This is a genomic window from Pseudotamlana agarivorans, assembly GCF_018860245.1.
GTDB classification, from domain to species: domain Bacteria; phylum Bacteroidota; class Bacteroidia; order Flavobacteriales; family Flavobacteriaceae; genus Pseudotamlana; species Pseudotamlana agarivorans_A.
The window spans coordinates 305231-317175 of the sequence record NZ_JAHKPD010000008.1 but is presented as its reverse complement, the minus strand read 5'-3'; the positions used below and the strand labels follow the sequence as shown (position 1 = coordinate 317175).

Genomic DNA, 11945 nt, shown 5'->3' with positions numbered 1-11945 from the left:
GCTGCAAAAATAATAAATTCGTTTAAAGCTTTAGGAGTTAAGTTAACTTCTAAAACAGAAATAAAAAAACCGGCTACAAAGGAGCCGGCTTTAAACTAATTTTTAAAATATATTATAAAGCGCTTTTAAACTGCTCTAAAAAACGCACATCGTTTTCACTTAATAAGCGAATATCTCCTATTTGGTGCAATAACATCGCAATACGATCAATACCAACACCAAACGCAAACCCTGAATACTCATTGGTATCAATATTACAGTTTTCAAGCACGTTAGGATCTACCATACCACAGCCACCAATTTCTAACCAACCGGTACCTTTGGTGATTTTATAATCGGTTTCGGTTTCTAAGCCCCAATACACATCAATTTCTGCACTTGGCTCGGTAAATGGGAAGTATGACGGACGTAAACGTATTTTACTTTTTCCGAACATTTCGGTTGTAAAATGTTGAAGCGTTTGTTTTAAATCTGCAAAACTAACATCTTTATCAATGTACAAACCTTCTACTTGGTGGAAAAAGCAATGTGAACGTGCTGAAATAGCCTCATTTCTATACACACGACCTGGAGAAATGGTACGGATTGGTGGTTTATTATTTTCCATGTAACGTACTTGCACAGAACTAGTGTGTGTACGCAACAAAATATCTGGATTGGTTTGAATGAAAAAAGTATCCTGCATATCACGGGCTGGGTGATATTCTGGCAAGTTCAATGCTGTAAAATTATGCCAATCATCTTCAATTTCCGGACCTTCACTCACGTTAAATCCGATACGAGAAAAGATTTCGATAATTTGATTTTTCACAATTGAAATCGGGTGACGCGCTCCAATATGAATAGGCTCTCCCGGACGTGATAAATCACCGTAAACCCCCTTAACTTCTTCCTTAGACTCTAAGGCGTCTTTTAAGTCATTTACTTTCTCTTCGGCTGTTTTTTTAAGCTTATTTATGGTTTGACCAAATTCTTTCTTTTGATCATTAGCCACATTTTTAAACTCAGCAAAAAAGTCGTTTAACAAGCCTTTTTTACCTAGGTATTTTATACGAAAAGCTTCTACTTCTTCTTTGCTTTTTGCTTCAAAAGCTTCGGCTTCGGCTATAAGGTCTTTTATCTTATCTATCATAACGTCATTTCAAAAATGAATGCAAATTTACTGTTTTTTCGTGATTTGCGTTAGGGATTGCAGCGGAAATCCTTTTGGTGAGATTATCGAAACCAAAATATTTTTTGGTTGAAGATACCGAAGTGAAGCTTTAACCAAAAGATTGTCACCTTTCGACTACGCTCAAGATAAACTTTCAGCCCGACCTTTAGGTAACGCCCAAAATATTTTAATTGATATATTCGGTTTCTAAAAAGTAGTTTACAATGGCTTCTTTCATTAAAACACTTTGCTCTCCAGCCTTTAAATGTGGTAAGTTTTCTAAGGTTCTATAATGTGGCCAGCCCTCTTCATCTACAAAATCCAATTCATAATACCCATAAGGCACGAGCAATTTGCAAATGGCAATGTGCATAAGGTCCAACTTTTGGTCTTTTTTAAAGGCTCTATCGAGTTGCCCTAGTTCTTGTACTCCGATTAAATATATAATAGCATCAAGATCCATTGGGTCGCCATCGGCAAATTGATCGGACAATTTAGTTACCACCAGATTCCAACGTTCTTTTAATTCTTCGTCTCTAGACATGTTTATTTCAGTTTCAAAGCTTAGATTATTCTCAGTTTCTGAATTTCAGAGTTACGAAATTACTAGGCTACTTCATTTTCGGCATCAAAGTTACGGAATGGGGAGTTGACTTGATTGGTATTGACGAAAAAAGGACAAAATTTATTATATATTTACAGAAATATTAACAGTTATGGGGGTTATTGATATTGTTTTAGGAGCTTTAATTTTATTCGGATTGGTACGCGGATTTTTAAAGGGCCTTTTTGTTGAAGTCGCATCTTTAATCGCTCTAATTGCAGGGGTGTATGGCGCTATTCACTTTAGTAATTATGCAGCCGATCTTTTACAAGAATACACCAAGTGGGAGGAGCAAACCATAAATATTGTAGCTTTTGCCATCACTTTTGTAGTTATTGTTTTAACCATAGGTCTTGCCGGTAAAGCGTTAACCAAACTGGCTAATTTCGCCGCTCTTGGCATTGTAAATAAACTTTTAGGTGGTATTTTTGGAGCCTTAAAAATTGCATTAATTTTAAGTGTTATTTTAAATATTTTTGATCGTGTAAACCACACCCTTACCTTTCTTGAAGAAGATACGGTGAAAGATTCCATATTATACGAACCCGTAAAATCGATCGTACCACTAATTTACCCAAGTATTATGGCTGAAACCGAAAAACTTAAAGAAGAAAAAAAAAGCGCCAGAACCTATTCCGGAGGATCAATCCTTTTTTAATGACGAAGCTTAACTTTATTTAAACGTGATTCAAGTTTTGTTTAATCCATTTTAAACAGCTTTTAAAATCTTTAAAAATATGTGCTTTCGGAATTAACTGTGGGATAATACCGATACGCTCCATCATAAATTTTGGTTGTTTGAGCAAATCGACAAACAAAACCTCAACACCTTTTTTGTTTAAATCCTGAAGCATATCCTCCATAGCGTACAGTCCTGATTGATCCATATACTGCATACGCCCTAAACGAATAATTACGGTAGTTGCCGTATCTGGAATTTGCACGGTAAGCTGCTGAAAATCGCTTGTGCTTCCAAAAAACAAAGGTCCCTTTATATGCTTAATGAAAACTTTTTCTTTAAGCGCTATCGGAAAATCACCTTCATCATTCCAGGATTCTTCTTTTAAAACTTTCACATCGGAACGCTCGGCCGTTAAATCACCAATTTTTTTCATAAACATTAATGAAGCGATGATTAAACCTATACCAACGGCATAAACTAAGTTCCAAAAGGTAGAGAGTATTAATACAACAAACATGATTAACACTTCTGAACTTATTTTTATTGGTCCGAATTTCATATCCTTAGGCAAGCTCGGAATGGCTTTCAAGCCTTTAAAATCCATAACACCAATACCAACTGTAATTAGTATGCCCGCCAAAACCGCTGCTGGAATCCGTGAAGCTATTGGCCCTAAACCTAATAAAATAACAAGCAGCATGACACTAGAAAGCATCCCAGATAATTTTGTTTTACCTCCGGACGAAATATTCACTACAGTTCTAATCGTTGCACCTGCCCCTGGAATACCACCGAAAACTGCGGCTATACTATTACCTATACCCTGTCCTATAAGCTCTTTATTTGGCTTGTGTTTGGTTTTGGTCATGTTATCGGCTACAACACTTGTTAACAACGAATCTATGGCTCCTAGGAGAGCTAATGTCAGGGCTGTGAAAATATATGGTGCGATATGAGAAAAACTAAATGCTGTAAAAATGCCAAGATTTGGCACCGGTAAGCCACTTGGTATTTTTTCTATCGGGCGATAATCTAATCCGAAACCTACCGCTATTCCAGACATAATCACCAAAGCCACTAAGGTGCTGGGTACCGCTTTTGTTATTTTTTTAAACCCGAAAATAATAAATACTGTTCCTAAGGCAAGTATACATTCCAACCAATTAATGTTTTGTATGGCTCTTGGAAAAGCCCGTATGGCACCCAAGGCACCACCAGCTTTTTTAGCAGCCAAAGTTTGGGATTCCACTAAAATATCTTGCTGTGAAATATGATTAGAACGCGCTATGGTTTCTTTAAAATTTTCGAGAACGAGTATCCCTTCTCCCGCTTCTTCTTTAAGGATGTTCTCTAATATAACCTCTTCAGCTTCTGGTTTAAAAAGTTCTACAAAAACGGCATCTTCCTTAGGGTAATACCCTAAAGCTGGTAGTAACTGTGTAAATAATATAATTACCCCAATAGCAGTCATAAACCCTGATACTACAGGGTACGGGATGTAACGAATGTACTTTCCCAAACCAATAATACCTAAACAAATTTGCATGACCCCCGCTAGTAAAAAAACAGTGAGAATAATTGGTAAAGCTTTGGAAACATCACCATCGTTGGCAGCAATTATCCCTGCTATTACCACCATACTTACCGCCGTCATGGGAGCTGTTGGCCCAGAAATCTGGGTATCGGTACCACCAAAGAGTGCAGCGAAGAAACTTATAAAAATGGCGCCATATAAGCCAGCTGTTGGACCTAAACCTGAAGATACACCAAATGCCAATGCCAAAGGAAGTGCTACAATTCCTGCTGTAATCCCACCAAAAGCGTCACCTTTTATATTTGAAAACAGATTCTTCATACCTAAAGATAATTAAGAATCAGTAACTTACAATGAAATACATCAATAATAATTTAATATTCAGCGTGTTTTATTGTTAAATTATCACTTTTAAGAAGACCCGATAAGTATAAATCAAAAAAAAGTCAACACACAAGGTATTGACTTTTTAACTCTGCTATTAAATTAATCAAAGAGGCTTATATTTAAAGCACCATTAACATGGCTTGATTATTAAATAAGCGCCGCTTATATTATTAATAAAAATGTACGGCTCCTGTACTAATATCGTACATAGCACCTACAATTTTAATTTCACCGGCTTTTTCCATTTCAGCTAAAACTGGGCTTTCAGCATGAATTCTATCAATGGTTAATTCCACATTCTTTTTTGACACTTCATCAACAAAAGTTAAATTTTTAGAAGTTCTTTCGCTAGCATCCTTTGGCTCTTCAACTCCATTTACTGCAGGTGTAATTTTTTCTAAAAGCTTTGTTAGGTTCCCTAATTCAGCATGATCACAAGCGCCTTTTATAGCGCCACAACTTGTATGTCCTAAAACAACGATTAATTTAGTACCAGCTAATTTACATGCAAATTCCATACTCCCTAAGATATCTTCGTTTACAAAGTTTCCTGCAACTCTAGCACTAAAAATATCGCCTAAACCTTGGTCGAATACCATTTCAGCAGGAACACGAGAATCGATACAACTTAAAACTGTAGCAAATGGATATTGTCCACCACTAGTATCATTAACTTGTTCTTTAAGGTCTCTATTTGCTTTTATATTATTTTGAAACCTTTCGTTTCCTTCCTTTAAACTTTGCAATGCGCTCGCTGGCGTCATTGTTGCCTGTGTTTCTTTAGTATGTGCTTTCATAATTGTTCTATTTATTAACGCGTTCTTCAGGTTTATGAGCTCTAAAAGTTGTCTCCTTTAACCGTCATACTTAATTGTTTTTATGTTTTAACTTAAACTAATATCAGATTTTGGTCGTGTACGGAAAAACTCAAAATAACTCTCCGGGTTTTCTACCACACCACGTTTAGAAACTAGTTTGATATCAATATTTCTTTCTTTGGCTTTAAATGCAAAATCATCAAGAATTTCAATAATATCATTATCTAAATACCTTGTTTTCATAAGGTTTAACTCTAAGTATGTTTCGTTAGGGATATTTTCTAATTCTTTTAAAATCGCACCTTTATTGAAAAAAGTAACTTCTTCAGCTAAAGTCATACTAATTTTATGCTTCCCATTGCTTTTATCTTCAATATGAAGGAAGTGAGAGTTTTGGTAACTTTTTAATAGTATAACTACGACACCTACTAAAAGACCTAAACTAATTCCTACTAATAAATCGGTAAACACAATACCTAATACGGTAACAATAAATGGCACAAATTGTTTCCAACCTAAACTGTACATCTTTTTGAACAAAGCAGGCTTAGCCAATTTATAACCAACAACTAATAAAATAGCTGCTAAAACAGATAATGGAATTTTATTAAGTAATGTTGGTATTAATACTACCGAAATTAATAATAGTAAACCATGAATGATTGTAGATAATTTTGTTTTACCACCAGACTGTACGTTTGCTGAACTTCTAACAATTACTTGTGTGATTGGTAAACCTCCAACTAAACCAGATACAATATTACCAGCACCTTGTGCTAATAATTCTCTATTTGTTGGTGTTACATTTTTGTCTGGATCTAATTTATCACAAGCCTCTACACTTAATAAAGTTTCTAAACTGGCAACTAGAGCAATAGTAAAAGCCACTACCCATATTTCTGGATTTGTAATCGCTCCAAAATTAGGAAAACTAAACTGACCCAAAAATGAATTAATATCCTCTGGAATTGGCACACTAACTAAATGCGATGCTTCTATACCCAAAGGCCCATCTGCTCCCATTATAGCAAAAAAGATAATACCCAATACAACAGCAATAAGCGGCCCTTGGATAACCGTGAAAAATTTAGCCTTTTTAGCCAATACGTTATCCCAAAATAAGATAACTGCCAATCCGATTAAACCAATAACCAATGATCCTATTATAAGATTATCAAATATATGAAAAATGGCAGAAAAGGTATTTTCACCTGAAGCTTCTAAAAAACTATCGGCACCTTCTGGTTCTGCATCGTATCCAAAAAAGTGCGGTATTTGTTTTAAGATAATAATGATACCAATACCCGTTAGCATTCCTTTAATAACCGAAGAAGGAAAATAATAACCAATAACCCCCGCTTTAAGAACTCCAAAAATTAATTGCATAATACCTGCTAAGACCACAGCTACTAAGAAGTTTTCATAACCACCTAAAGTACCTATGGCTGTTAATACGATTGCAGCCAATCCAGCTGCAGGACCACTAACACCCAGTTTAGAGCCACTAAGACCCCCAACTACAACACCACCAATAATACCAGCAATTACTCCCGAAAATAAGGGCGCGCCACTGGCTAAAGCGATTCCTAAACATAATGGTAGAGCAACGAAAAATACGACTATACTCGCTGGCAAGTCATTTTTAATATATTTAAACATACTATAATAAATTTTACTCAAGGTTTAAGAACCTTAAGTTGTTAAAAATAATGAGACCATTAACATGATCTGCTAACAAACAATTATACGATGTGAAAATCGGGGGGAGGAGAAACTAAATTTAAGTGTGGTATGGCATAGCTTTTATAAACATAGCCCATATTATTTTCTTTAAAACTAATAAAGAAGCTGGATTCATTATTTAAATCTGCCAGAACTACAATTTCTTTATTTACATTTTTTGTAGAACCGTTCTCTTCTTCTTCAGCAAAAGAGTAGAAAAAGGAAATATCAATCGATTCATCAACTATCTTGATAACCGTCGGTGCCGCAATGAACGCCAAAAATATCGTTGATAGAATAATAGAAACAAAATGTCTTGACATTTACTTTTAATTTAAGTTGTCAAATATAAGACATATTCTTACAACTTCACAGCATTTAAATTTCCTTTAACATTTTTATATCTTCAGACAATACCCAGCCTATCTTGCCATCGGCTAATTTAATTTTTTGCCAATGGTTATAAACTTCTACAACTTGCACTTTTGTACCTTCATGCAGTCTAAAAGCTTCTTCACTTTTAGCGTTTGGTGTTGTTTTCACCTTAGTTTCTTGTACAAACACAATAGCAGGATTATCCTTTTTATCCAAGTTATATTTATGGAATGCTAAGGCAAGCGTAATACACATTAGCGCTAAAACAGTTAAACTCCCAACAAAAGTTAACCGCTTTTGAGTGGTTGAATACGAAAAATGATAAACCAAAAATAAAATTACAAATACAAATACAAAACATACCGCTGTAATTGCCCAACCATCAAAAGTCATTTTATCGGTGAGGTTATGAATTAATTTGGCTATTCCTGCCTCAGGAATTACATCAATAGCATCGACCGTCATGTTTTCAGCGTAAGCTAAATTATTCTTGATATCACTATCATTAGGCTCTAAAAGCAAGGCTTTTTCGTAGTAATATATACTTGGTGCTATATTATTTAGTTTATAATTCGCATTGGCTAAATTAAAATACACATCTGCCGAATGCACACCACTTTCTAGTATGGCTTGATAATTATCTATGGCTTCAGCATACTTGCCATCATTATAAAACGCATTGCCTTTTTCGAACAAGGCTTCATTTTGAGCAAAAACGCCAAAACTTAGAAAAAACGATAATAGGTAAAATATAGTTTTCATCTTAACGTGCTTGTTTATCAATTAAAGAAATGGTTGTTCCGGCCTTTTCAAAATCCTCTTGCATGGTTGCGATATCAATTGGCGTATATCGTGCCAATTCACAACGTTCAATCAAACTTATAAAATCTGTAATCACGGCTTGATTCACTTGTTTTCCTTCTAGTAAATGTGTGATTTTCTCTTTACTCATATCACTAGTTTCGATATGCAATTTCGCTTTTAGGTAATTATGCAAGGCTTTCTCTAAGGCAATGTAAAACGCTTCTTTATGACCTAAAGATTTCTTGGCATGACTCAAGTATTTTTTAACCAATTTATTCGCTTTTCTAATCTTATTCCCAGAAATATCAGCATCGCGATCGGCTTTTTTATTTCTAACAACTATAGCTAATGGAATGGCTAAAAACGGCAGCAATAATAAACTCCAAAACAGTTTTGTTTTAAAGAAATACGATTGCTTAATTGGATAAAAATCCGTTTGTGTTTTTATAAATGCAAAATGATCGGTATTAGAAACCACTTCTTGCTTGTTAACTCCTAAAGCGGCATTATTTTCTGTGTTTGCCGAATGACTTGCGGGTCCGTTTAAAACATGTATTAAAATTTCTTCGGAAGACAGACGTTTATAACTTTTCGATTTTATGTCAAAAAATGAAAATGAAATACTAGGTATTGGATATTTCCCCTTGTACTGTGGCACAATAGTATAACTGTCCGTTATTTTGCCATGCATACCAGATGAATTTGTTTTTACATTTTCATCATGTTCTGGTTCGTAAACTTCCAACGAACTTGGTAAGCTCACTTTTGGTAGCTTAAACAATTTTAAGTTTCCAACCCCTTTTACCGCAATGTTCAACTGTAACGATTCTGTAGCGTCTAATTCTGTTTTCGAAGTGGTCACATCGAAATCAAAACTACCTACGGCTCCTGTAAAATCAACGGGTTTTCCTGCTTCAGGAAGCGCTTTAACATGGATTGTCTTTTTACCAGCAGAAATAGTTCTATTAACACGCGACATGAGCCTATTTCCAAACATATCACGACGGTTTGTTGGCACCCTAAGCGCTAAGTCCAAACTTAAGGGTTCGATTTCCAACTCCCCAGTTTTTTGAGGATATAACACCGCCTTTTTATAAACTAAAAAGCGATAGTCTTCGCCATTGTATTTACCGTTTTGAACCTTTTCATTTTGAGTATTTATAATCTGACTCCAAAAATCATTATACCGTGGCGAATCAATTTCATTCATTTGATCCACTCCAATGGTAGGCGAAATGTAAAGCTTATAAACCACTGTAATTGCTTCATTTAAAAACGGACTTGCATTTGAAACCTCAGCCACTAAGTGCACACCCTCTGAAGCTACATAAGATGGATCGTTTGGATCTTTAGGGATTTCAACTGCAGCAGTAACTTGAATTCTTTTAGGCGTTGTTTTATAGGTATTCCCTTCTATAACGATAGATGCTTGCGAAATGGTAAACGTTCCACGTTTTTTAGGCGCTAAAAAATAACTGTATGTTTTTTTATACGTACGCTTTCCATTAATCCAAGAGTTACTCACCGATTGGTTAGGGCCACCTACAACTGTAAAGTTTGAGAAATTTGGCGGATTAAAATTATCGCCATCTCGATTCATTTCAAAATCAACACGTAAACGCTCGTTTATGCCTAGTTTTTGTTTACTTGTTTTCATAACAAATTCCACGCTCTGTCCTGAAGCGAGACTTGCCGAAAACACAATTAATAGAATATATATGTTTTTTATAAACTGCATATTTAACTTTAGTAATTAACAATTAATAATGCGACCCAAAAATTAATAAGGGCTGATCAAATCAATATACACCAGTCGTTAATTTTTTATTCAAATTTTAATTTAAGAACTTTTCGCTTTCGCGGAATTGTAAAACGGCACTAAACTACCAATCTTTCTCCGATTTCACTTTAACACCCTTCTGTTTTTCGGCATTAATTTTTTCTTGCACCTCCTGCTCCTGATTATTCATAGCTTCTAACAAACTTTTAATTTGCTGAGGAGATAATTGCCCAGGCTGTGGTTGAGGCTGCCCTTTATCCTGTTTATCTTCTTGATCCTTTCCTTGATCTTGATCATCATCTTTAGGTTTACCTTCATCGTCTTTTTCGTCCTCGCCGTCCTTCTTATCTTCGTTTTCTTGATCCTTATCCTCGTTTTCGTCTTCGTTATCGCCGTCCTGATCTTTTTTATCCTCGTTCTCTTTGTTGTCCTTATTGTCTTGATTTTCATCATTTTGATCGTTATTTTGATCATCCTGATCTTGTTGCTCTTCGGCACACACTTTAGCCACCGCTAGGTTGTACCGGGTCTCATCATCTAAAGGATCATTTCTTAAGGCGCTTTTATAAGCTTCAACCGCTTCCTTGCACTTTTCGTTTTTCATTAAAACATTCCCAATATTATGAAATGCTCTATGCTTTTCATCTTTTGAAGTGGCTCCTTTGGCTGCTTGCTCCAAACGAAAAAGGGCTTCTTCTAAATTGTCACTTTTAATATAAGCGTTGGCTAAATTATAAGCCGCTGCCACTGAAGTTTCTTGTTCTGAAATCGCCTTACGATAAGCCATCTCAGCACTAATAAAATCTTCAGATTCGGCTAAACTATTGCCTTCATACACAAAGTCATTTGCTTTTTTTTCAGCCAATAACTGTGCTTCATCTGCCTCTTGCGAAAAGGCAAAAAGCGTGATAAAGAGTACTAAGCATGTTATTAATTGTTTCATTGTGACACTCTTATTTTAATTTTAAAATCTGTGTACCTATTTTTATTCTAATCATTTAGAAATCGCTTTCGCGGAAACTAAAGGTTTTCATTAAATAAATTTAACTTTTTCAACCAACCTGTTTTTCTTTCTAAAAGAAACACGTCTAGTAATAAAAAGAAAATTCCGAAGCCTAAAAACCATTGAAACTGATCTTTAAAATCGGCAAATTGCTTGGCTTCAAATTCTGTTTTATCCATAGTATTTAAGATTTCACGAATTTCATCTACTACAGCACTTGTATTTCTCCCGTTTATATAAACACCATTAGCTGCTCCAGCGATATCCTTAAGGGTGTCTTCGTTTAATCTTGTAATTACCGTTTCGCCTTGGTTGTCTTTTTTATAATTTAAAACAACACCATTACGCTTCTCTGGAATTGGGCCTCCTTTAACATCGCCAACACCAATTGTAAAAATTCGAATACCTTCTTCACTAGCCTCTTCAGCTACAGCTTCTGATGCTTCACTATGGTCTTCACCATCGGAAATAATAATTAACACACGATTGGTTTGTTCGGCGTTATCAAAATAGGTTTTCGATAATTTAATAGCTTCATTAATAGCCGTTCCTTGAGAAGATAGCATATCGGTATTCATGCCTTGTAAAAACATTTTTGCCGAAGCATAATCTGTTGTAATAGGCAATTGCGGAAATGCTTTTCCCGCGTAAGCAATAATACCAACACGGTCGCTGGCCAAATTATTAATAATTTGAGTAACGAGTTGTTTCGATTTATCCAAACGATTAGGGGCAATGTCTTCGGCCAACATACTTTTAGATACATCGACAGCAAAAACAATATCAACACCTTCTCTTTTTACTGTTTCTAGCTTGGTTCCAACTTTAGGATTTACCAAAGCAATTGCTAAACAAGCAAAAGCCAAACTTAAAACTACCACTTTTAAAACACCTTTAAACACAGAGCGATTCGGACTCAATCGTTTTAAGGCTTTTTTATTCGCAAACTTATTTTGCGCTTTATATCGCCAAAATTGAAGCACCAAAAAGAGTAGGATTATTATAGGAATAATACCTAACGCCCAAAACCATATTTTTTCTTCTAATTGATACATTAAATTAATTATTTGTTTTTCGCAGATT

11 protein-coding genes are annotated in these 11945 nt (G+C 35.2%); 1 reads left to right on the top strand and 10 read right to left on the bottom strand.

From position 1 onward, the window contains the following. Positions 1–112: 112 nt before the first annotated feature. Together pheS and KO493_RS04160 are read right to left on the bottom strand one after the other, a co-directional pair. A complete protein-coding gene (gene pheS / locus KO493_RS04165) occupies positions 113–1132 on the bottom strand; it encodes a phenylalanine--tRNA ligase subunit alpha (RefSeq protein WP_216066683.1) in 1020 nt (339 codons plus the stop codon). Positions 1133–1340: 208 nt separating this feature from the next. After that, on the bottom strand, positions 1341–1697 hold the full coding sequence (locus tag KO493_RS04160; RefSeq protein WP_216066682.1) for a hypothetical protein: 357 nt from the start codon (positions 1695–1697) through the stop codon (positions 1341–1343). Between the two features lie 172 nt (positions 1698–1869). On the opposite strand from KO493_RS04160, the gene KO493_RS04155 reads away from it, so the two are divergent. Continuing rightward, positions 1870–2415, top strand: coding sequence for a CvpA family protein (locus tag KO493_RS04155; RefSeq protein ID WP_216066681.1), 546 nt, complete (start codon positions 1870–1872; stop codon positions 2413–2415). Between the two features lie 19 nt (positions 2416–2434). Here KO493_RS04155 and KO493_RS04150 read toward each other — a convergent pair whose 3' ends face one another. The 8 genes from KO493_RS04150 to KO493_RS04115 all read right to left on the bottom strand — a co-directional run bounded on the left by KO493_RS04150 (position 2435) and on the right by KO493_RS04115 (position 11917). Continuing rightward, on the bottom strand, positions 2435–4294 hold the full coding sequence (locus tag KO493_RS04150) for a SulP family inorganic anion transporter (RefSeq protein ID WP_216066680.1): 1860 nt from the start codon (positions 4292–4294) through the stop codon (positions 2435–2437). A 236-nt stretch (positions 4295–4530) separates the two neighbouring features. After that, positions 4531–5157 (bottom strand): carbonic anhydrase family protein, encoded by a 627-nt coding sequence (locus KO493_RS04145; protein WP_216066679.1) that lies wholly within the window; start codon positions 5155–5157, stop codon positions 4531–4533. Positions 5158–5244: 87 nt separating this feature from the next. Next, positions 5245–6837, bottom strand: a complete 1593-nt coding sequence (locus KO493_RS04140; protein WP_216066678.1) for a SulP family inorganic anion transporter — start codon at positions 6835–6837, stop codon at positions 5245–5247. Between the two features lie 83 nt (positions 6838–6920). After that, on the bottom strand, positions 6921–7223 hold the full coding sequence (locus KO493_RS04135; RefSeq protein ID WP_216066677.1) for a hypothetical protein: 303 nt from the start codon (positions 7221–7223) through the stop codon (positions 6921–6923). Positions 7224–7278: 55 nt separating this feature from the next. After that, positions 7279–8037, bottom strand: coding sequence for a tetratricopeptide repeat protein (locus KO493_RS04130; RefSeq protein WP_216066676.1), 759 nt, complete (start codon positions 8035–8037; stop codon positions 7279–7281). A 1-nt stretch (position 8038) separates the two neighbouring features. After that, complete coding sequence (locus tag KO493_RS04125; protein ID WP_216066675.1) at positions 8039–9817, bottom strand: BatD family protein; 1779 nt, start codon at positions 9815–9817, stop codon at positions 8039–8041. A 145-nt stretch (positions 9818–9962) separates the two neighbouring features. Beyond that, a complete protein-coding gene (locus KO493_RS04120) occupies positions 9963–10802 on the bottom strand; it encodes a tetratricopeptide repeat protein (RefSeq protein WP_216066674.1) in 840 nt (279 codons plus the stop codon). A 77-nt stretch (positions 10803–10879) separates the two neighbouring features. Further along, the gene (locus tag KO493_RS04115) at positions 10880–11917 is read right to left on the bottom strand and encodes a VWA domain-containing protein (RefSeq protein WP_216066673.1); all 1038 of its coding nucleotides are present in this window, start codon (positions 11915–11917) and stop codon (positions 10880–10882) included. Positions 11918–11945 lie beyond the last annotated feature (28 nt).